Below are 22272 nucleotides of genomic sequence, written 5' to 3' on the forward strand. Positions count from 1 at the left end.
CCCTTATAATTGACGTTGATTTTGCTTGGTCGATTAATCTGGCTACCTTGATAAACACTGATACTACGATTTAAGCTACAAGATAATGCACCAGCAGCAACACCTGTTGCCGCATCCTCAAGATACCCTGTTTGCGGATTAAACCCACGAGCATAAAATAGATCGCCACTTGGTTTATCTAATGTATAAACATATAGTCCGTTAATTTTATTCTCGATACTCCATTTAATTATCGCATTTTGATCAGGATTTATATTTTCTAAAAACTTCTTTGTCTTTACTGGAATAAAAAACTTAGGGCTACCCACTGACAATATTCCGAAAGGTAATGTAGTATCAAACAATGCCTCATGTGGTAAGGAAAGCTTAAGTAATTGACGGGCAAGGTCAACATAATTAAAGTTTGGCATATTCATATTTTGATTTGCCACCTCTACATAAATACAACCATCTGAAGCACTCTCAATTAAGAGTTTCCCAGCTAATTGCTGGTGATAATATCGATTACACTCTATTTGGCTAATACTAGAATCACCTTGTGTAAACAACCAATGGGCTGCCGCGATGGTGCCATGCAAACAAAGGGGCATTTGAGTTTCAGGATAATAATATTCCAGCTGTGGAATGTTGGTATCAAAATTTGAAATAAAGGTCGTAACAGGAAAATTAATTGATTTAGCAATCTCTTGTTTTTCAATGGAACTTAATGCATCACAATCAATAACAACCGCTGCAGGATTGCCGCTAACCTCAGCTTCAGTGCAAAAACAATTGACTTGAAAGACTCTCACTTAATGCCTTATTTTTTTCAGATTAAGTGAAAATCTTCATACGTATTTTGGTTTTTCGGTATTAGATTGAGCTTAATCATTAATTGAACCAGCATGCTGAACTTTACTTAGTAAGCCAACAGCAATCAAAATTACTATAAAACCGAGTAAACCTATACATATACCTCCTATGGGATACGACAGCTCTCGGCTTAATAATACCGTTAAACCAGCACCTAATCCTACAGAGGTTTCTTTAACTAAAAGAAATTGAGATTTAGCTCCCTGCAAATCAAGATAACTAGCAAAACATTCAACAAATGATAACAACAAAATCCAGCAAATTGAACCTGTAAGGTATTCAGCATAAAAGAAACTTGGAGAACTAATAATGCACATTCCAAGGATCATAACAAAAATAACAATCTTAAATGAATTATTATTGATATTTTGCTTCTCAACCCAATGAATAATAGGTAACTGAAAAAAAATAACGGTAACACTATTTAATAGAACCACCATGCCATACCAGCTTGGTAAATATCCTGTTTTGTAAATAAGATATTGCGGCAAAATTGAAAAGACGCCAAATAACTTTATACCAACAGCAATACCAAGCAAAAGCCAAGCAATAAAATGGCGAAAGCTAAAAACCCTAGGAGTTATTAACGAAACTCTTATTTCCTTTTTTGGTTGTTTTCTGGCTAATATAAATGCAGCTATAGCAGTTAATGTTAAAATTAATACACAAACTCCAAAAAATATTTGCTTAGAATTTAAGGTTAATAAAAGTATCAGACCAGCCGCTAAGCTCCCAAAATTTAATGCGATTTTATTATAAGCTGCTCCACTAGGTGTTTCTGATGCTTTAGCCTTAATAACATAACCAGACACACTTAATCCCACTCCCACCAAGATAGCTCCGAGCACTAAAATACTTTCATTAGAAGAACACAATAAACAAATGCCAAGTGCAGACAACATTAAGCACACGCTAACTGTGTAATTCTTTGATACTTGGTTAAATAATGGCGATAAAAGAAGAAAAAAACGATAACCAATAGCTAGTATGATGTTACTCAGGGGAGATAGCCATATGTTTGCTTTTCCAAGCAAAGCAAACAAACAGGTTGCCGTTACAAATCTAATGTAGAAACTCATATTAAAATCTCTTGCGCAATTCTTTCTGAAGTTAATGTTAAAAAATTTGTTAACCACTCGTAATCCTCCGAAGTGGCAATGATATACCCTATAAAATCCGCATTGTTTTTGATAATAGGGCTAACCAAATCCCCAGTTTTTTTTGTCCATACCAGTTCTACTGCTTTAACATTTTGAGTAGAGAGACTCGGGACTTATGAAAGGGAGATGCTGCAAAATACCAATTTTTTTAGAACTAATCATTCGAATTCCAGCATAGCATTGCTGCTTAAAATTAGAGGAGCTAGATTGAGTCAAGTTTTTACCTGCAGCCCATAACACCCATTCTTTCCATGGATCAAAATCTTCAAAGGCCAGAGCGGCCAAATCCCATATACGCATCCCTGCTGGGCGTAAATTAGGCTCAACTCCTCGAATAGTTCCAGAGCAGCTTGAATAGAATATTTCATTATGGCAGGCGCCTGAATTATATCCTGCTAGACTTGCCATAAATTCACCGGCATTGGCAATAAGCTCTTTCTTTTGTTGAGAAATAGGTGCAGGAACAATTTGTTGTATTTCAGCGCTATATTGGTTTTCTGTAGTTTTTTTCTCAGTAACCCATGAAAAACCAGATACATGATCCCAACTATATTCATCGGAATCAGTAATTAACTGCTCTCCAACTACCCCATCAGAGAGATATTGCTCCACTTCAGACCATGCACAGTTCAAATCTTTATAGTGACTTAAGTTAATACATCCACGACTGTTCCCCTCTGATGTCGGCTTCAAAAATAATTTTTTATCTAGCTCTTGGTGTAACTTACACAATGCCTCATACGATTCAATTTTTTCAAACCTTATAGGCTTATATCCCATGGGCAAATGCTTGGCATTTTTTTCAGCTTTACGAAAAGCATATTTGTTTAATGCTGAATCTATTTTAGTTAAGTCAGGTCCTTTTAAACCCATTTGTGCAGCTAGGACACTTCCCAGTTGAGTTCCAGGATCTGAAAAGGGCAGTAAGGCAATAACGTTAACTGAAAGTGCCTCAATTGCAGCAATTACCTTATCAATATTCTCTTGTTTTTTATCGAGCTCAACATCTATAGCGTAATCAGCAACATTCTTATCTTCCGAAGTTGGAGACTTTTTACATAATATCGTGATCGCATTCAAATATATGCGGGCTGTTTCCTTGATTTTTTTTACATCATTAATTCTAGTATTGTTATATCCTAATATCAGTACAGCATTTCGAATGTTCATATTTATACCTTGGCTAATTGTTATATATAGAAATTAATTTCATCTCTTGGGCCTTTACTTCTAAACAAAAGCCTTGGCGTTTTACTAAGTCGGCCATCGCTCGTATATTCTCCTGCCAACGACTTATCTATATTCATTTGAGGCCTTCCATGAAGTATTTTATGATTAGCTACAATTAAAAAGGTTCCTGTTGTTGAAATGGATTGTTCTTTGGGGCATGAGCTTACACGTTCTCGCATCATATCAATCAAGTACTGCTCATTTGGATCAATGGCCTGCATCCTCTCACCAGTGTGATTATCAATCCTGAAATCCAGAAAAAATCTCAGGCCATATTTTTCTGTATACTCAACAATATTTCTTTCTCGAATCTTAAGGATATCTACATTTTTTCCGGACTTAAATCTGGCTTTCAAATGAAATATCCGTGCAAGATCGCTATCGTTAAAATTCTCCAGTATGGTTCTAGGAAAAATAAAAGAAGTTGGAGTTTTTGTTATATCCCTACATACGGTTAAAGATAAGTAATCAACATTCAAATTTTATCTGATGAAAAGGATTTAAAAGAATATGGTGCCGTAACAATAGATTATATCCAATTACCAGTTCACCAATAGGGGTACTTCAGAACCAGAAGAATTTAGAACACTTTATTGGGATACTGCGAATTAGATACATTGGCCATGGTTATGCTCAAAGAGTCATGGCAATATATGCTTCAAGGGGGGCATAATATATCAATTAATATTTAAAAAATACTGATTTAATTCATTGATAACAGTGCTTATCTTTTCTGGTAAACCAAGCAACTGAGTTCGAACCGCCCCTAAAGCACGTAAATGACCAGCCCAAAGAAGCTGCATTCGTTCTAGCTCTTCGGATTGAAATTCAACTGGAATAGATAATACTGTCCCTCTATTTTGAAATAGTTTGGTCAATATTATTTTTTAAGCGAGCTTTATCAAGAAGCCCATCCTCTCGGCAGAGTAATAGGAGATCATGATAATCTTTCATACGACTATTAGCAGCACCTCGAGAAATGATGGTTTCCAATTTTTCTGCAAAAATAGTTTCTACTGGATATACTTCCAAGGTAGCGTAGAAATGGATTTATGGTCAGTTGCAATGGCAGTAAATCGTTCTCCAATACTAACCGACATAATATCTTGTTTTGATTCCACCTTATTTTTATTAAACAAATAGCTTTTAATAAAATTTAAATCGGGGTTATTGTAAGCTGCAATAAGCTTGCCACTGTTTGATAATAGTGCAACTTTGATTTTTGGCCCAAGAATTATATTTGAAAATTGTATAGGATTAACTAGTGCATAATATGACCCAAAGCGCAATGCAATCATCCGCGGTATAGGACTTAAGATAGATTTGCTATCCAAGGAAATTTTGACTCCATTTTTTGTTATTTCATCCGTAAACTTAGCTTGAGTAGGAGTTGTTATGCCCCAGGTTCCACATCGTATGAATCCATCAGCAAGATAACCAATTTCTTCAATCACCGGATTGTTGCCTTTTGCATAAGAAGAATATGTTGTTTGGAACAAGATGAGATGCTCGATAACTTATTTAACTCAAAAAGAGTTTTTTCTGTCGTACTATATGATAAGTCGAGACGTGACTTCCGATAGCCTTATTTCTTCAAGTTGAGTAGCCCGAGACCAAGACAAGTAATAGGCAGCCATCACTGGCAGTAGCGTACCAAGAATAGACAGGATTACTGCTGTAATTATTACCCATAAATATTGTCTTCGCATATAATTCTTTTAATTTCCATATGTCAAATTATAGATGAAGAACTAGATTTTGGAATTATTGAAGTCAAGGCTAGCTTTTTGTCTAGAATTTATTAGGACAAGTCCTGCCCACATATCTTGCGTTCTGAAGGGCAGACCAAAAGCATAACGGCTCAAGGAGGAAGACTTTTAAATTTTTGAATCCATTCATTGAGAAACTTCACTTGTGGATATCTCGTGATGCTGAATATATTGAGCGGATTAGAAAGCAGGTAATAAGCTCCCCCACCTAAACATTCAAACCTTTGGTATTTGCTGCAACTTTCCTATTACCAAGAAATGAAGCTGCACTCCTGTTTGATATAGTCAATGTGCCATTGCCAAAGTTGCCACCCCTCCGAACTTTTGGCCCCAATAAAGTCCGCGCCAATCACAGGTTAGGATTCTTCTTGTTTTACCGGTTTGCGGCGCGGTTTATTCGGTTCGTCATCAAGACTATGCTTGTTTAATAATTCCATAATATTTGCACGGTATAATCATTTTTTAACCAAATGAATAAATAACGGTCACATAAATATTATGAAAAGTAAAGTAGAGATTGTTCTAAGCGCTGCTCCAGTACAACAACCCTCGGAAGATTTTATACGTTATATTAAACAGAATAAAAAAAGAATTATAACTAGAAATTGGCTTAATAATAAGGAAACAATCATCGACAATCCATGTGATGAAAAAAGCCAGATTATTTATCATATTACCAAAAGCATTAATAAAGAAAATCCGATGCCAATTATGATGCCTACGGTCTATTTTGATCCTACTTATTGCTCTAGTGAGTTGGAAACCTGGGAAGAAATTTATTTAAAAAATGACCTATTCATTTCCTTAGAAAATTTAGAAACTAATAAACATAAGGCTTTTTCATTAGAAACAGTTTTTTTACATAATAAAAATGCGGGTTTTTTGCGAACTGGATTGCGCTATGATGATAGGCAACACACTAAAATGAGTGAGCTAGATCAGGAGCGCTTTTTAAACCAGTTAAAAATCCGCTATCCTATGTATTACAATAAATATTTGGAATTTCAGCCTTCCGCAACTAAGGATTCCTTAGAGGATATTAGTGTCGAGAAATCAGATCTTATATTAAATGTTATTGAAGTAATGCTGGTATTAAGCTGCCACGTAGGTGGGTTACACAATACAGCTCTACCTGGTTCTATATCCGATGCGTTAAGTGCATATGGTTATCAATTATTGATTCAAACATTATCAGAAAATTTAATGCAAGACCAATTAGAAGGATTCAAATGCCTATGGGCTAAGAGTATTCATACAGACTCTGAAAAAACTGTAGACGAGTTGATTAATTCAGCCCTGGGTGGAGCCTGTACAACAAAATTAGGAATGTATTGGCTGGGTTTGCTAAGGCAATTACGACCAAGTATTTCCCTCAATATGCCGAATCTACTTATAACTCTGATATTTAATGATCTAGTTAAAAATAACCCATTAGAATGTTCAAATTTAACTGAATCTTTTTTAATACAAGCTCTTGCAGAGAATAAACGATTTATTCTCAGAGAGGTAGTAAACTCATTAGAGATTACATCCGCTGTAGGGTCCAAAGATACATCAAATTCTCTTACTTGGTAGCCTATAAATAGCTTTTAAAGAGCAAAAAAGACGATGAGGGAATAAGCAGAAAAAGATGCCCTCATTCACTGTTCTTGTCTTTTTTTCATCACCGAGCGACACGCATGTAGATTCATTAGATTAAAACTTCCAATTCATTGTATATTTTTTTAGAGATTAGGATGCGTTGCTCGTGGATTATGTTCAGCTGGATCAATAAAAAATGTATCCGCAGAAGGATCTATTTTCTTGAAAGAATTCCGTAAATAATTTTAGCGTTAGAGGAGCCGTTTTAAACGACTATGCCTAATAGCGAGCCAATACCCGCACTTACAAGCATCGCTATTGTTCCCCATATCACAACACGCAATGATCCTAATACTATTCGTGCTCCGCCAACCTTTGCAGCCACTGCTCCGAGTAATGCCAAAAATAGAACCGCCATTATTAATACTGAGGGAATAAGGTAGATTCTAGGAACAATAAAAATCATTAATAGCGGTAATAACGAGCCAACAGTAAAACTGCAGGCAGAAAACAGCGCTGCTTGAAATGGACGCGCACTGGTTACTTCAGTAATACCAAGCTCGTCGCGAGCATGTGTGCCTAATGCATCCTTAGCCATCAATTGCTTTACAACTTCTTCAGCAAAATCACGCTGCAATCCACGATTAATATATATAGCAGTTAATTCTTCTATTTCATTCGGTAAATTTTCTTGAAGTTCTGTCATTTCACGTTTTAAGGCGGATTTTTCGGTATCTGCTTGAGAGCTTACTGATATATATTCACCGGCAGCCATAGACATGGCGCCAGCAATTAATCCTGCAATCCCTGCTATAAATATTCCATTATAGGGGGTATGAGCAGCAGCAACACCAATCAATAAGCTCGCAGTAGAGATAATACCGTCATTTGCACCCAATACTGCAGCACGTAACCAGCCAATTCGTTCAATTCGATGATATTCTTTATGTTGCATATACATCAGAACTCCTATACTGAAGATTCTGCGCCAATTTGTTACAGAGTCACTCTTGTGGTGTATCAGATTTCTGTTTATATGCCGCATTTTCAGGGATATCAGTAGCCGAATAAACGCTAATTATTTTGAATGGTTTCTTCACATTGAGATTAATAAAATTATGAGGAACCCCTTGCGGGATAAAAATCATATCACCTGCTGTAACAGTTGATTTTTTGCCATTGAGGACAGATTTAGCCTGACCTTCAACAACAAATATGACTTGATCAAATTGATGTGTTTCGAGTCCAATCTCATTGTTGGGGTTGGTCTTAGGTGAGATATTCATGAAAACAACCTGCGCATCTTTACCTGTCACCAGTGCTAATTTCCAGTTCTCATTCTTTTTCGCCATTTCAAAAACTTTGGATGAAATGACAGCATTTATTTTATTATTAATTGCAGTTGCTTTAGAGCCTGCGAATAACAATGGTGAGTTTAAACCTGATATTAATAATGTAGAGATAAAGGCTATTTTTATTCCGTTTGTTCTCATAAATGCTCTCCATAAATTAAATTAGCTACTTTCAATATATCAATTTATGAGCTTGTTTAATACGGCATATCTCTTAACCTAGAAAAAAGACTAAGGATTTAAAAAGCGGGTTGGGGAGCTGTCATGGAGAGGAATAAAAATTGGCATCATGACACGCATGCTCATGTGACAATTACTGGCTTTATCGGAGCTTCATTTAGCAAACATGGTATTATTTTTTTGGCTTTATTCCTAACTCCTCTTTTGAGAAGCTTAGTTTGTGCAGTTTTTAATTCAGTGGTAGTGTATTTAGCTGAACGCATACAAATATCCAGTGGATTTGAGTTATAACAACTAAAATTATGACGTTAATGCTATAATTTGTTACATATGCTATTGGAGACAAGGATGCTCACCTATTTGCAACAGTCAATCTGTTACTTATTCAATGACAGTGCGGGTGATCTTCGAAAAAAATCCATTTTATTGTATATCATCCTTTTTATTTATACTGCGCTTGTGTGGATGTGGGCATTTTATACGTTGCATGATAAACCATTTTTGTTCAGTACGGCGGTGCTTGCGTACACATTTGGCCTTCGTCATGCTGTGGATGCTGATCATATTGCTGCTATTGATAATGTCACTCGAAAATTAATGCAAGAAGGCAAGGAGCCAATTTCCTTGGGTTTCTTTTTCTCTTTGGGTCATTCAACTGTAGTTATGATTGCAACCATCGGCGTTGCATTAATAACATCTGCTGCACTGCATAGCCACTTAAGCGCATGGCATCGTACCGCAAATATAATTTGCACCTCTATTTCCGCTTCATTTTTACTCATTATTGCGATAATTAACTTATTTATCTTTTTCTCAATATGGCGAACGTTTAAAGAAGTACGTCGAAGCAAATATTATTGCGAAGAAGATATCGATGAAATAATCAGTAATAGTGGATTTTTAGCGCGCTATTTTCGTACTTTTTTTAGATTGATTACAAAAAGTTGGCAAATGTATTTTTTAGGTTTCTTATTTGGGATAGGTTTTGATACGGCAACTGAGATTGCATTATTGGGCATCGCTGCGTCACAGGCAACACAAGGCTTTTCACCTTTAACAATCTTGGTATTTCCGGCCCTTTTTACAGCTGGAATGACACTTATCGACACTACTGACTGCATCATTATGCTGGGTGCATATGGTTGGGCTTTTATGAAGCCAATCCGCAAATTATATTATAATTTAACCATTACCTTTATTTCTTGTGTGGTAGCCTTATTTATTGGAGGAATTGAAGCCTTAGGACTTATTGCTGATCATTTTGGAGCACAAGGCTTTATATGGGACGGCGTGCGCACTCTAACTGAGAATATGAACTACTTAGGTTATTTTATAATCCTGTTATTTATTTTTTGCTGGGGCGTGTCTATAAGTTTATATAACTATCTGAAAGTTGAGGCAATAATCGAAAAATAGCACTATTGCCTTTGTCAGACTAACTGCATTATTAGCATAGAATTTTTGCACACTTCACCCAATTATTAACCTGTCCCATTTTATATGGAGAACAATGACCGTGCGTTTACAATCAATCTCTCCAATATTAGCTGCATTGGGCGCAGCAGTTTTTTTTGGTGGTAGTACTCCATTTGCAAAACAACTTGTCGGTCAGGTTTCCCCCGTGTTGCTGGCTGGAATATTATAGGAGCATGCCTGTGTTGGGGTATTGATAATAATTTGACGCGAAAGGTATCTGCTGGAGATCCATTGTTTATCGCGGGAGCTAAAGGTCTTTTTTCGGGCTTTGTGAGTATAGTAATTGCGTTGAACTGGGGGTTAAGTTTACCCGATTGGTTAACCATAAGTCATGCGTTATTGGTTGGTTTTATTGGTTATGGAGCCAGTCTCGTATTATTTATTATTGCCTTACGTGGGCTTGGTTCAGGAAGAACTGGTGCTTATTTTTCAACCGCACCTTTTATAGGTGCAGTAATTGCAATTTTATTCTTCCATGAGTCCACTTCGCTTGCATTTTGGATTGCCTCCGCATTAATGATTCTTGGTGTCTGGTTGCATCTTAATGAACAGCATGAACATCTCCATACTCACGAAGCACTTTCCCACAGCCACTCACATATCCATGATGAACATCATCAACACACTCATGACTTTCAATGGGATGGGAAGGAGCCACACACTCATCACCATATTCATGAAATCATACAACATTCGCACGTTCATTACCCAGATATCCATCATAGGCATGATCATCCTAATAAACCTTTCAAAGAAAAACCGCGTCAGGACTAAGTTAAATTTGACGTGCATCTAATAGGCTCACCACAACAGAGTGCCCATATTCCTCGGCAAGACTTAATGCAGTTGCGTGATTATGGTTGACATGAGAACTGTTAGCGCCTGCATTTAATAACTGCCTCACAACCTCACTATGTCCATACTCCGCAGCAAACATCAAAGCAGTATACCCTTGATGATTAGTTTCATTTATTTGGACGCCAGCCTCTAGAAGTGCTTCTACAACATCCGTTTGACCGTATTCCGCAGCCAACATTAGTGCGCTTGTCCCATTTTTTCCCAGTTGATTGATGTTCATCCCTAACTTGATAAAACGCTTGACTACGTCTATATGTCCTTGTCCCGCAGCGTAGAGCAAGGACAATAAATCATCACGGCATTTTTCAGTCATCTCTATGATTTTCCTGGAATAGAGGTTGTAGTCCAGTCGATGCGGGGAATAGATACCCCAATCATGGTATCACGCGTTACAATTGTTGCTAGTTTTTCTTCGCTCCATCCTTCCGTACCAGCTGGTCGCATAGGTAGTATCATGAAACGTGATTTCTGATTAGAGTCATGCACACGAACTTCCACGTCCTTGGGAATAATAGTACCGAACTCCGCTAAAACCTCACGTGGCCAACGTACTAACCGACGTCGAAAGTTTGGTCTTTCATACCAAGCAGGTGCAAAGCCTAGCACCGGCCTTGGATAACAAGAGCATAGGGTACAAACCATAGTATTATGTAATTTTGGCGTATTCTCCACGACAATGAAATAAGTATAATCACTAGGAGTGCCTGTTCCTGTCGGTTTCAGCCAATCAATACCCAACTCTTTACAGGCCGCTACTCCATCCTCAAGCAGTCGTTTTTTATACTCAGGATCGACCCAAGCTCGTGCAACAACACGCGATCCACCAGGTGCTGCCTCCATGCTATCATGCCATTCCATGAAACGACGATAGTCTGTAGCTGAGAATAAGCCTTTTTCTATGGCCAATTCTCGAATAGTTGCTTCTAAAACAGTAAACTCAAAAGCTTCGTCGGTTTCTTCGATTTTATCATGCTCATGCTCATGCCCATGTTCATGTTTGTTACCCATCTCAAATTCTCCCTAGAAGAGTTTAATAGTCCTATTTATACACTATCAAGCCAACGTTCAGAAAACTCAGTTTCTAATGTATCAATAGGCTCTCCGGTATAGTCTGACCATAAATCTGCAAGTTTAAACCGTACCATGTAAAAAGGCTCTGCTCGACCATCTTCACGCCCCCAAGCTTCATCTTCAGGGATGACCCAATCTGGCCGAAGCATCACCACTTCACCAATACAGTTACGTGTATAACCCTGTGTACGTGTATGAAATAACGATGGTAAATCTTTGACAATTACGCGATCACCAATTTTAAATTTATTCATTTTACATAGCCCTCACGTCGGCGAATTACATCCATTTTTTCAATTAATTCATCCGGTGTAATAAATCCTTTTTCAATCAGCATTTTAGCTGTTGCAAGTAACCACCTGGCATAATAAGGGGTGCCAAAATAGATAACTTCACCCAAATCATTTTCGCGTCGGCGTCTTTCTTCAGCATTCCAATGCCCGCGCCATGCCAAACACTCTGCAACGCAATGAGTGCTTTTTTCCCAAAAAACTGTTTTATGTTCTGATTTATCGAGTGGGCCATCTGGTTCCCCACCTACATCATGGACAACATGTAAGATAGCTTGAGCTTGTTTTTGGGTAATTGTTAAAGGGAGATCCATATTTTTACTAGCAGTCACTTGTGCGAGTAGTTCCTCATAGTTCTTTGATGACTTTTTAGTCATAACATCATCCTTAATTGTATTAATTATATTTCAAGTAATAATTCAAACTTTAAATCTTATATTTAACTATAGAACAAGAGAGGTAAAATGCGAGTTAGGCCTGGGACTAAAGACCGTCAGTTTTGGCGACATTTGAGCATCCTTATACAGGAAAATCTTTAATATTTGGCCTAGTGTGTACGTCGGACCACTTTTGTGACAACTTTGTTTCCACTTCAATTTTGTAGTTGTCATTCAAAGTGATTTCCATTAAGGTTCCTTCTCAATCGTGGCTAATAGCCGCCATATTTGATGTATAAAGTTCAGCCTAGGGTTTTTACACGTTGTGCATGTGCTTCACTGGATGCCCTGGGCTACTAGGCTAAATTAATTTCGGTCAGTTGACTTTTTTTACCTAATGAAATAATGCCCCACATCCTCTCATGAATATAAAATAAAAAGATTTTAGAAAAAAATTCAAAAATCCCCACATAGAGAGCAAACCTTATTTTATGTGTGATCAAAAAAGTTATTAAAATAGTTGTTGCGGTAGCAAATATTCTCCAACTAACTGCCTTAAACAAACTCCTGAAATGAGAATCCCTCATAAATTTCCCCCATTTAATTATGCGATTTCTGCAATCTGTGCCTTATCTTCAGTAATAACCGGCTCACAGTTTGTTAAGTAATTTTCTTTCTGAAGAAATAATATAATATGCTTAACAGATTCATCTATCGATAAATTACTGGTATCAAGTGCGATTTCTGGATAGATAGGAACCTCATAAGGATCATCAATTCCTGTGAACGATTTAATTTCTCCTTGTCTAGCTTTGATATATAAACCTTTGACATCCCGTTTCTCACAGGTTTGTAAAGAAGTAGAAAGATAGATTTCAATGTAATTTCCATATTGGGAGATAAGTTGCCGATTCTGTTCTCTTGCCTGCCTATAGGGAGCTATAGCTGCACAAATAGCGACTCCTCCTGCTTTAGTAATCTCAGATGCAACATAGCCGATTCGGGTAATATTCAAATGACGATCTTCTTTAGAAAAGCCGAGTTCATTAGCTAAAATACGTCGCATAACATCTCCATCCAGAATAGAGATATTTCTTTTTCCAAAACTCATTAGTTTAGCCAATAATGCATGGGCTAAGGTAGTCTTTCCAGCCCCTGAAAGCCCAGTAAAAAATAAAGTCAGACCTTGTTTGGGCCTTGAAGGGTAGGAATTTTTTAATTCGCTAATAATCTCTGGGAAAGAAAACCATTCTGGAATAGGTTTTTCATAAAGCAATTTATCTCGTAATTGAGTGCCAGAAATAGTCAAAACAGTTTCGTTTGGCTTAGCTTGATCAATAGGAACATATTTTTTTCTTTCTTTTACATAGATCATTTCCTGAAAGGGAACAATTTCTATTTCCATTTCATCCTGATATTTGTAAGCTAATTGCTGAGCTGCATACGGATCATAAAAAGGCTTACCTTGTGAATTGTTTCCTGGTCCAGCGTGATCACGGCCTATGATGAAATGAGTGCATCCATAGTTTTTACGAATTAAGGCATGCCAAACAGCTTCTCTTGGGCCGCCCATACGCATTGCTAAAGGAAGAAGACTGAGTGAAGCAGAACCCTCCGGGTAATACTTCATGATTTTTTGATAGCAACGAACACGAGTAAAATAATCAATATCCCCTGGTTTAGTTAAACCAACAACAGGATGAATCAATATATGCCCATCGATTTGTTTTGCTGCGTTAAGCGTTAATTCCATATGAGCGCGATGAATGGGGTTACGAGTCTGAAATCCTATGACTCTGTTAAAGCCTAATTGGCTAAAAAATTCTTTTACTTCCGTAGGTGAGTGGCGCAATTCTGGAAAATCAAAATACTTAGGCAATTGCACTAAATCAATGGGTCCACCTATATACCAAGAATTTGCTTTATCTAACAGATAAGATACTCCAGGATGTTTGACATCTTGCGTACCAAAAACTTGTTGAGCTTCTACTAACTTATTAGGCTGCCATTTATCAGCAACCGTCATATAAGCTAGAAGAGTATTATCGGTATTATAAAGCCCAACGCGGCAGCCAATAGTAAGATTATTAGCAAATGCTTCATCAACATCGAGAGTGATAGGCATCGGCCAAATTTGCCCATTTATTAAATGAAGATCAGAAAGAACAGTTTCATAATCTGGTTGGGTCAGAAATCCAGTCAATGGTTCGAATCCACCTACAGCTAACATTTCTAAATCACAGCATTGGCGGGGAGTGAGAATCCATTTAAATGTCATTAATTATCTTCCTTAACTTACTGTTCTCAATTTTTTGTTTTGAGTTCTTATGGTCAATTAAAAATTAGCGTATCGTCTTATATTAATTTGGGATGAGTTGTTTATCGGAAATCGTCTCTATTGTTAAATTTTTAAACTTAGAACCATGCGCTCTTATTCCAATTGCCCCTTCTAGCTCCGAAGAATGAAAGGTTCTAATGACAGGGGTCAAATTGTCACATTTTATTGTCAACTGATTTTTTTCAATAACAATAGTTAATTTGCCAGTCGATTGTGAAATATCGAAGAGCACTTCTCTTTCATGCCAATTATTTTTTTCATTAAGCCATAATGAAATACGAGAGGCTTCTATTCCTGTTTCATTACAAATTATAATAGCCCCCATATTAGTATCGAGGGGTCCTCGATATCCAAAAATAAATCCAAGATGTTGGTTAGTTAAAACTGAGGTATCAGAGAACGCAAAATCCAAAGACAAAGTTTGATAGTCTTTGGGACTAATGGGTAATAGACTTAGTGTGAAATCTTCGTTTTTAGGTACAAACCACTCCTTGTCTTTTACCCAGCTATTCATTACGCTGGTTTGTAATAGTCCAAGATTATTTTTCCATTGTTGACTCATACGAATTTTTTCTTGAGAACGCGTTAGTTCTTTTCTTTCTTGTTCCTGAATCATCTTCTCTAGAATACTGACTTCTGAAAATGGGTGATTATGATGTGCTTCATCGGCAACATCAACTAATCGTATTTCATGGACTGCCCCATAGTGCCCCAAAGACATATAGTCCACAGTAGAAAGCGTCTTTCTATCTACTATCCATAGATCGCTTTGCACATACTTACGATTATCGCGTTTTGTACGATTGCTATCTCCTAAAATAAGATAATCGGTTGAGACAGCAAGTCCCCGAAGATAAGAATTTTCACAGGCAGTTTGCCATATATGCTCTTTCGATTTAACTTCGTATAATGCGCCCATCTCCGAATGGCAAGCAATCATATTTTGGTTATTATCAACCCAAATATTATGTAACCCCGAGACATAGTTCGTTACATATTTCTCTAAAAGAATACAATCAGGGTAAGAAAATACTAGAACATTTGATATTTTTGTGTATCGATGCGCAAGCACATAAAGTTTATCATTTTTTAAGAAGACCGAATTGAAATGTTCGCCACAGGTGTCTTCAACACTCAATCGATCCCAATAGATGTCATTTATTCGAATATCTTTATAGAACCCATTTTTATTATTATATAATGTTATACAGTTTCTACCGGTGTTAGTGGTAATAACTATGTCATCAGGAGCACAGAAAATTTGATGTGGTTGGGAAAGAAATTGCGCTGAATGTGCATTTCCAAATGACAAATAGCCTTTTTCAGATTTTATGTAATCATTCAAGTCATACATAAGGTTATTGGATAATCCTGAATGGCTTAGCACTAAAGATTTACTGTTTTCCCACCAGGAAATACCATAATACTCCGAACGTTCAGATTCTAAGACAGCGACATCCTTTGTATCTAAGTCGACCAGCAATATATAGCCTACTGTTGCAACTAATACCTTCATAATTCCTCAACTGATATCAATCTTAGTTAGGTTATAGGAAATAAAGCTTTAAAAAAATTTCTAATTTGGCTTCGCGCTCCTGGACTTACGCCCTGATGCAAAAAAAAGTCTAGTCATTTTTTGATAATGTAATCAGAATCTTAACAATCTCATATTTTTTTATTATTATCTTTACATTAAAATAAGAATACAAGTAAGTAAGGATGATTTTTTTAGAATAAATCACACTGTTTTTTTAAATAACTCAAGTTCCAGCGCTCTCTTGATTACGAAGGTAAGGTTCACCTAAATCTTATCTCCCCATAACTAAAATTAAAAAAAAGGGGCTTAGCTAAGGTGAAACGCTTAGCAAACTGTAATTACCTAAGACGGCTAACCCAAACCAGGTTTATAGTGCCGAACAAATATAAATAGTAGGGTTGCACTTATGAGTTGAATCCAAGATTAACTATTAATTAGGTCTGATTTTCAAGTAATCAGAGTTAATCAAATTATAAACACAGGGCCGGTTCTCCATAATTATCTTTTTAAAAGTTTCCGACTACTTATTTATTTTAAAGAAATGTTTAATGGATACCCTCCTGGAATTTATAAAACACACCTTCTAACTTAAGAAAAATTCGCTTGGCACCCTTGAATTTTAAAAGCTAATCTCCATTTTTTAGGGTAAATCACAAACAAATTAAGGAGATGCTATGAGTAATTTACGAAGAACATTCCCTATGGCTCGTGATATGAGCAGCTTACTGGAGCATTTTTTCAATCCTCAGCTACAGGATGATGCCTCTTTTATCGAAACAGGAACTTGGGTACCTCTTGTTGACATCAAAGAAGAGAAAGAACGCTTTCTAGTTATTGCTGACATCCCGGGAGTAAGAAAAGAAGAGGTTGATATCTCTTTAGAGCAACATGTCCTTACAATAAAGGGAGTTCGCCATTTAGATAAAATGGAACATCAAAATGGCTATTCGCGAAGAGAACGCGCTCAAGGCCAATTTTATCGTCGCTTTAGTCTTCCGCAAACCGCTGATGATGCTAAAATTACTGCACGTTATGCACATGGCGTATTGGAAATTTCAATTCCAAAAAAAGAGGCCGCAGCCCAGAAAAAAATAGAAATCTCAAGCGAAGAGTAACTACTAAGCAAGGTCAATACAATTTCGGAGCTTAGGCTCCGAAATTGGCTCAAAGCTAAGAAAATAATGCTGATTTATTAATGAAACAACAGCCCAGATGAAGTTATTCGCGATTGGTCTTTAATCCTGCCATTCTACTTACCGCGACCCTCTTGTACATTCAAATTCCGAAATGGAATGAATAAATGCATTCCAAAGAGGAACGCATGATATTCCAGAAAAATTAAAAGGCTCACTTCCCGTCCGGAGAAGTTGGAGGAAAAAATTCTATTTGAACTTGGTTTGGATGAGCGGGCCGAGTGGTTTATGATTGAGAGCCGTAACAAGTAGCAGCAGTCGTTATAGACTTATATTTAAGTGGGTCGGATGCAGTAAAGAGTAATCAAGGTTCCTCATATTGAATGGATAAAAAATATTTTTGACTTGGCATAACTCCAGACTGTGTCAGGTTTTACAAGCTGTCCTTTTCAATAGCCTGGGCTTTTGATATAAGGTGTTCAATGTAGGTCGTTTCGAGCGAACGATGTCTGAGAACCAATAATTAATCGGAAATTTAGCCAGTTTTATAAACCCAAGATTGAGGACCAATCTTCATGAGAATATTTAGAACCAACAAACCTAATTTACCCAATTTGTCTAATCCACAACTTACTGAAACCATACAAAGGGAATTGAAGACACTGAGCAATTCGTTAAAGGGCCCCTTCCAACATCGTGAGCAAAGTCGACTTCATACCTTAAGATCTCTTCAATACATATTAAGTAAAAATTATTTGCAGCTTGATGATCTCAGTAAAAATCCAGAAAAATTCTTTTTCCTATTGGAGTTATTTGGTTTGGCGGGAGGAGGTTCTTTTGCCACGCTTGCCGGCGTTCAGTTGTTACTGTCTGGTGGGGGTTTAAAATTGATGGCTCCTGATCTCCGTGCTCGATTATTGAGACTGGTACAACAAGGGTTTTTATTAGGTAGTTTCTGCATGACTGAAATTGGGCATGGTTCTAATGTACCAGGATTAGAAACGGTAGCTCTTTATGATCAAAACAATGATCAATTCATTATTGATAATGTTTATACAATCTATAGAAACGGTAAACTTATCCACTTTGAAAGTGACAATGATCCGGAATCCATTAAAGCCAGCAAAATCTTTATTGGCAATGCAGGTAATGCTGACTTTGGTATTGTGTTTGCACAACTCATATTAAAAGGAAAAGAAGGCGAATGGGTTTCTAAAGGAGTGCATGCTTTTTATGTGCCTTTTACGGTTAAAGGACAAAAAGCACTGTATCCTCATCTTGATTCCTGGCAACCCCCCTATATTGAATTCCATGATGTGGGCGAAAAATTTGGTTTAAATGATATTGCCAATTATGTGATTCGATTTCATGAGGTGCGAATCCCCCGTGCTAATATGATGATGCACAATCTTGTGGAGCTATCCGCTACTGGAGATTATAAAAGATTAGTGCCATCTCCCTTAAATACCTTGTATTCAATTATTAAATACGGCCGGATTTATATAAGTTGTACTAGTTCATCGTTTATCTCCGTGATGTTTTATGTTGGTTTCGATTTAAGAACAAAAGCTTTATTACCGAAGCAAACAACAAACTCATCTAAGCAATCGCCCTCTTTTTTTTATGGACCCATTTATCCTGATATGTATTCTTTATCTCGATGGGCAAGTTTTTCAGTGGCCTTATTTTTAGCAAAACGTGCGTTAATCAAAGATATCGATCAACTTGATGATGCGATTGCAACCGGCATGAAAGTTTTTTCGACCACATTGACAGAAAAAGTCTTTAATGAAATTAATTTTTTCATCCCATCAAATAGTTACACAAAGATAATGTTGAATAACATTTTTCGAGATTGGGTGGCTAGTTGTACCTATGAAGGCGATAACGGGGTCATCCCGCAAAAAACGGTGGGAGATGAGTTGCTAGGATTACAAAGCTTAATTCAACATTCGAGCCTATTTTTTGGCAAATTCCCGGATTTGAATGGCATGATTAAAAACTTTCCCACTGTTCATGATCTGCAAATCGCTAAAAATATTGCTTTCGCTTTAGTATTCACTCTAGTAGACCTTTTTAAAATAGAATTAAAAGACGAAGTTTCGGGTCAAATGTTTGAACAAACATGGCTCATGATAATCATTTTAAGCTTAAAATTATCACCCATTCAGAGGATTAAATCCAAAGAACAAAAAAGTGAAATTTTTTCAAAGGAATGGAACAACCATCAATTATTGGTGACCGCGTTATCCAATATGATCTCTGCATTATTTGTTTTAGGTGAATTGAAAAAGCACCTATGTTCTGACTTAATGCAAAACATTTATATCGTTTTTCGCAATGAAGTATTTTTGACTTTCTATCAGAATTTGTTGACTCAAGCTGGTATTTTATTTGAACCTGTTATCATTGATGGTGAAAATCAGCGAGGATTGGTTGAAGCCTTATTATTAGTTTTTGTAGAGCATGGCTTCCCCTCTGCGGAGGTTTTAGCGAATTTAAAAAAGGAGCAAAGACAAGCCTGTGAAAAAATCGCTCCTTCTTTTAATGAAATCATAGATGCAACCACCAATCATAATCCTGTCTTTGAAAAAATGATTGAACAAATGTTGTTAGTAGAACCACAAAAGAGAGAGTTTGGATGTGAGATAGAAAACATCACTAGCAGCAAAGCACGATTATAAAGGTTATGAATTGTCAAAATTTAGCATGGTGTAATCTTGATGTAGTCTACTTAAGATATCTCCTAGGGGCTTGCTACGGCAAACCCCGTTTCTGTAATTTAACCCCAATTTGAAGTGCCGCTGCTGCAGGGATTCTTCGCGCTAATATTCGACAACTCCCCTTTTTTTGGGGTTAATGATCGTTAAGTTTACTGAGTCTATATATCTTTTTGAATTAATTTGTTACGATATGTTTACTTTATGGCTTTTGTTTAGATAATCTAGCTTTTCTGGTTCTGCTAGCAATAATCTAGTTACTAGCTAAGAAGCTAAGAATAACCGCGATTTTCGTCCTAAGATGTAAAATTTGTAACTATATTATGAGGAATATTCCATGAAACTTAACCAACCTACTAAATCGGTAAAAAAAACTGATACTCAAGATTTGATAACAAAAGCAACAGAGACTGTTGAAACTGCAAAAAAACCAGCACGCAAAGGCTCTTCTGAAGCCCATATGTCTGTTATGCAAAGGGGTTTGAGTGGTAATGAAATAAGGCAAAGTTATAGAAGTAATAGTTCTAGCCTTGGGTTATTTTCGATTCAAGAAGAGGAACCAAAGAACTCATCAGTAATTACTGAAGAGTCTAACACTATTAATAACCTCTAAGGGTCCTTTGCTAATTAAATGAGGTTTAAGCGCGCTTACGCTCTTTAAAAACCAACTTCAATCTCCCTATCCCTCGACGCCGGTGGTTGTCCCTATTTTTTTTAAAAGAATAGCAACGGTCACCCTATCATTGCGCCGTTTCAACAAATAGTACTTACGTTTTAATGAACATAGTGAGAACTTGTTCATTCTGCGTTATTGACGATGTCGATAGGCGTCAAGCACTATGTTAATCTTCAGGGTGAATATGATTTCACCCTCGATGTTAACAACCTGGAAATGTTATTTGAGATGAATAAAATTTTAGCACTGAAAGTGGCTTAAAATTCATGGCCAGTTTGGCTGTATGCGGGATAACCCATCATACGAATGAGAACTAATTTTGTCCGAAGCACCATAGTCATCTGAAAATCCAAATTTTTTATAAAATGGAATCATTTCTCTACGACAAATCAATTCAATACTTTTAATTTCTATCAACTTTGGATGTTCCAATATCGAATTCAGCAACAAATTGCTTAAACCTGCTCCCCTATATTGATTTTCTACAATAACATCGTAAACATATGCAAATTGGAAATAATCTGTAAGGATACGGCTAAATGCCGCCAGCCTATTACTTTCTTGATCAATAACACAAATAATAAGAGAAGAGTTGCCAAGAATAATTTGGACATCTTCTTTTGTGCGTTCAGCAGACCACCACTCGAGTTGATACATTTCCAAAAGCTGTTTTTTGTTATCTTCGGAAAGTTTGTTTTTGACTATAAATTTTGGCATACAACTCCTGAGCTTGTGTTTGCAAATAACTATTCTACTTTTTGACATCTGACTCTTTTATATATTGATAGAGTAGGTTTTGAAATCCCCATCATGTTACAAATTTCTTTCATTGTATGCTCGCGAGCATTGGAGAGCTTTGCGACTAGCAAGCGTTTATTGCTATCGGCTTTTGGGGATTAACGGCGCTAAGGGATTTCCACATTTTCCTTAAAGTATTTCATCTAATCTTAAGTTTTTTATTCCAATTACCGCTGCGCATTGTAAAAAGAAAGCAAACTGAAATGTACCGCGACTCATCTTGTTCACAATACTTGCTTTCGTTTCTTTAATATTTATTTGCTCTAATAAGATGACTAGCTTTTCATAACTTATGTCTTTGAGTTTTAACTCGGCTTTAAGAATACGGGATGCAAGGTCGCTCCAATTTTGGTGGGTCACAGGTCACCTCCTCAATCTAAATAATATTATGGTATCAAAAGTGAGATATAAGTATCAATATAACTTGTAATATCCATCACATGCACTTAACAAATTACTGAAATCGTAAGTCCCATGCAAGTTGACGTGTCGCCAGGTTAATATTGATGCGCTGAGAATGTTTTCTAGCAATAAGGCTCGTTCATCGACATCTGATCTCATTTTGCCATACATGGACTCAATCGAATTATGCGATTAGATTGTGGCGAGGGCTATAGTGATAAAAACTTTATGTACTATAGCGTGTAGTCGTTTTTAAGGGGTAAAATAGCGGGATTATTCGACAGATAAGTTTTTTGATTTAGTCTGAAATGGTTAAATTAATGACATGAAAAGGTGGTCTTGGTTGCATTTGCCTCGTTCCTGTAATAACACCCTCTATTACACTATGCCATATTCATTGAATATGTCGCCAGATTTCAATCAATATGCTATTTTTCCAAGCTCATTTGGTATTTAGGGATAAGCATGAGAA

26 protein-coding genes are annotated in these 22272 nt (G+C 36.7%); 8 read left to right on the forward strand and 18 right to left on the reverse strand.

All coding sequences use genetic code 11. The features are described 5' to 3' along the window. The 7 genes from Ldro_RS14805 to Ldro_RS14830 form a co-directional block, all read right to left on the reverse strand. The coding region (locus Ldro_RS14805; RefSeq protein WP_131764448.1) for a PhzF family phenazine biosynthesis protein at window positions 1-791 on the reverse strand (791 nt) is incomplete at its 3' end. 72 nt (window positions 792-863) lie between these two features. Then, a complete protein-coding gene (locus tag Ldro_RS14810) occupies window positions 864-1931 on the reverse strand; it encodes a hypothetical protein (RefSeq protein WP_058497190.1) in 1068 nt (355 codons plus the stop codon). A 165-nt stretch (window positions 1932-2096) separates the two neighbouring features. Beyond that, window positions 2097-3182 carry an ATP-grasp domain-containing protein gene (locus Ldro_RS14815; RefSeq protein WP_058497191.1) on the reverse strand — a complete coding sequence of 362 codons (1086 nt, stop codon included), beginning with the start codon at window positions 3180-3182 and terminating at the stop codon, window positions 2097-2099. Between the two features lie 20 nt (window positions 3183-3202). Further along, a complete protein-coding gene (locus Ldro_RS14820; RefSeq protein WP_058497192.1) occupies window positions 3203-3598 on the reverse strand; it encodes a hypothetical protein in 396 nt (131 codons plus the stop codon). A 321-nt stretch (window positions 3599-3919) separates the two neighbouring features. Then, a complete protein-coding gene (locus tag Ldro_RS14825) occupies window positions 3920-4120 on the reverse strand; it encodes a hypothetical protein (RefSeq protein ID WP_058497193.1) in 201 nt (66 codons plus the stop codon). Beyond that, a complete protein-coding gene (locus Ldro_RS16915) occupies window positions 4098-4274 on the reverse strand; it encodes a nucleotidyl transferase AbiEii/AbiGii toxin family protein (RefSeq protein ID WP_202972541.1) in 177 nt (58 codons plus the stop codon). Before Ldro_RS16915 ends, Ldro_RS14825 begins: the two co-directional genes overlap by 23 nt. Then, on the reverse strand, window positions 4256-4696 hold the full coding sequence (locus Ldro_RS14830; protein ID WP_058497194.1) for a CSS-motif domain-containing protein: 441 nt from the start codon (window positions 4694-4696) through the stop codon (window positions 4256-4258). The genes Ldro_RS16915 and Ldro_RS14830 overlap by 19 nt, the downstream gene beginning before the upstream one ends. 813 nt (window positions 4697-5509) lie before the next feature. On the opposite strand from Ldro_RS14830, the gene Ldro_RS14835 reads away from it, so the two are divergent. Continuing rightward, on the forward strand, window positions 5510-6586 hold the full coding sequence (locus tag Ldro_RS14835; protein ID WP_058497195.1) for a hypothetical protein: 1077 nt from the start codon (window positions 5510-5512) through the stop codon (window positions 6584-6586). Between the two features lie 271 nt (window positions 6587-6857). Here Ldro_RS14835 and Ldro_RS14840 read toward each other — a convergent pair whose 3' ends face one another. Next, window positions 6858-7553, reverse strand: a complete 696-nt coding sequence (locus Ldro_RS14840) for a VIT1/CCC1 transporter family protein (RefSeq protein ID WP_476630049.1) — start codon at window positions 7551-7553, stop codon at window positions 6858-6860. Window positions 7554-7596: 43 nt separating this feature from the next. Continuing rightward, window positions 7597-8085 (reverse strand): cupin domain-containing protein, encoded by a 489-nt coding sequence (locus Ldro_RS14845; RefSeq protein WP_058497196.1) that lies wholly within the window; start codon window positions 8083-8085, stop codon window positions 7597-7599. 123 nt (window positions 8086-8208) lie between these two features. Between Ldro_RS14845 and Ldro_RS14850 the strand changes: the two genes are divergently transcribed. The 4 genes from Ldro_RS14850 (at window position 8209) to Ldro_RS14860 (ending at window position 10374) form a co-directional block, all read left to right on the forward strand. Further along, a complete protein-coding gene (locus Ldro_RS14850) occupies window positions 8209-8415 on the forward strand; it encodes a hypothetical protein (RefSeq protein ID WP_058497197.1) in 207 nt (68 codons plus the stop codon). A gap of 57 nt (window positions 8416-8472) precedes the next feature. Continuing rightward, complete coding sequence (locus tag Ldro_RS14855) at window positions 8473-9540, forward strand: HoxN/HupN/NixA family nickel/cobalt transporter (protein ID WP_058497198.1); 1068 nt, start codon at window positions 8473-8475, stop codon at window positions 9538-9540. Window positions 9541-9634: 94 nt separating this feature from the next. Further along, the gene (locus Ldro_RS16920) at window positions 9635-9769 is read left to right on the forward strand and encodes a hypothetical protein (protein WP_274519122.1); all 135 of its coding nucleotides are present in this window, start codon (window positions 9635-9637) and stop codon (window positions 9767-9769) included. 32 nt (window positions 9770-9801) lie between these two features. Then, window positions 9802-10374, forward strand: coding sequence for a DMT family transporter (locus tag Ldro_RS14860; RefSeq protein WP_058497199.1), 573 nt, complete (start codon window positions 9802-9804; stop codon window positions 10372-10374). Window position 10375: 1 nt separating this feature from the next. Here the strand turns inward: Ldro_RS14860 and Ldro_RS14865 are convergent, their stop codons facing one another. The 7 genes from Ldro_RS14865 to Ldro_RS14895 form a co-directional block, all read right to left on the reverse strand. Continuing rightward, window positions 10376-10771: an ankyrin repeat domain-containing protein gene (locus Ldro_RS14865; RefSeq protein ID WP_058497200.1), complete on the reverse strand. Its 396-nt coding sequence runs from the start codon at window positions 10769-10771 to the stop codon at window positions 10376-10378. Between the two features lie 2 nt (window positions 10772-10773). Continuing rightward, window positions 10774-11466 (reverse strand): thiocyanate hydrolase subunit gamma, encoded by a 693-nt coding sequence (gene scnC / locus Ldro_RS14870; protein ID WP_058497201.1) that lies wholly within the window; start codon window positions 11464-11466, stop codon window positions 10774-10776. A 35-nt stretch (window positions 11467-11501) separates the two neighbouring features. Next, on the reverse strand, window positions 11502-11783 hold the full coding sequence (locus Ldro_RS16925; protein WP_058497202.1) for an SH3-like domain-containing protein: 282 nt from the start codon (window positions 11781-11783) through the stop codon (window positions 11502-11504). Then, complete coding sequence (locus tag Ldro_RS16930; RefSeq protein ID WP_058497203.1) at window positions 11780-12196, reverse strand: SH3-like domain-containing protein; 417 nt, start codon at window positions 12194-12196, stop codon at window positions 11780-11782. The genes Ldro_RS16925 and Ldro_RS16930 overlap by 4 nt, the downstream gene beginning before the upstream one ends. Before the next feature lie 356 nt (window positions 12197-12552). Further along, on the reverse strand, window positions 12553-12783 hold the full coding sequence (locus Ldro_RS17050) for a DUF2061 domain-containing protein (RefSeq protein ID WP_058497204.1): 231 nt from the start codon (window positions 12781-12783) through the stop codon (window positions 12553-12555). 17 nt (window positions 12784-12800) lie between these two features. After that, window positions 12801-14474, reverse strand: a complete 1674-nt coding sequence (locus Ldro_RS14890; RefSeq protein ID WP_058497205.1) for a bifunctional sulfate adenylyltransferase/adenylylsulfate kinase — start codon at window positions 14472-14474, stop codon at window positions 12801-12803. Window positions 14475-14556: 82 nt separating this feature from the next. After that, window positions 14557-16050, reverse strand: a complete 1494-nt coding sequence (locus Ldro_RS14895; protein WP_058497206.1) for a hypothetical protein — start codon at window positions 16048-16050, stop codon at window positions 14557-14559. A 695-nt stretch (window positions 16051-16745) separates the two neighbouring features. On the opposite strand from Ldro_RS14895, the gene Ldro_RS14900 reads away from it, so the two are divergent. The 3 genes from Ldro_RS14900 to Ldro_RS14910 all read left to right on the forward strand — a co-directional run bounded on the left by Ldro_RS14900 (window position 16746) and on the right by Ldro_RS14910 (window position 20537). Continuing rightward, window positions 16746-17186: an Hsp20/alpha crystallin family protein gene (locus Ldro_RS14900; protein WP_058497207.1), complete on the forward strand. Its 441-nt coding sequence runs from the start codon at window positions 16746-16748 to the stop codon at window positions 17184-17186. Window positions 17187-17779: 593 nt separating this feature from the next. Then, a complete protein-coding gene (locus tag Ldro_RS14905; RefSeq protein ID WP_058497208.1) occupies window positions 17780-19888 on the forward strand; it encodes an acyl-CoA dehydrogenase family protein in 2109 nt (702 codons plus the stop codon). Between the two features lie 373 nt (window positions 19889-20261). Continuing rightward, window positions 20262-20537, forward strand: a complete 276-nt coding sequence (locus Ldro_RS14910; RefSeq protein ID WP_058497209.1) for a hypothetical protein — start codon at window positions 20262-20264, stop codon at window positions 20535-20537. A 327-nt stretch (window positions 20538-20864) separates the two neighbouring features. On the opposite strand, the gene Ldro_RS14915 is transcribed toward Ldro_RS14910, so the two are convergent. Together Ldro_RS14915 and Ldro_RS14920 are read right to left on the reverse strand one after the other, a co-directional pair. Then, window positions 20865-21317, reverse strand: coding sequence for a GNAT family N-acetyltransferase (locus Ldro_RS14915; protein WP_058497210.1), 453 nt, complete (start codon window positions 21315-21317; stop codon window positions 20865-20867). Window positions 21318-21527: 210 nt separating this feature from the next. Then, window positions 21528-21758, reverse strand: a complete 231-nt coding sequence (locus tag Ldro_RS14920) for a DUF6471 domain-containing protein (protein WP_058497211.1) — start codon at window positions 21756-21758, stop codon at window positions 21528-21530. Window positions 21759-22272: the final 514 nt, after the last annotated feature.

Source organism: Legionella drozanskii LLAP-1 (genome assembly GCF_001467585.1).
Taxonomy (GTDB): Bacteria; Pseudomonadota; Gammaproteobacteria; order Legionellales; family Legionellaceae; genus Tatlockia; species Tatlockia drozanskii.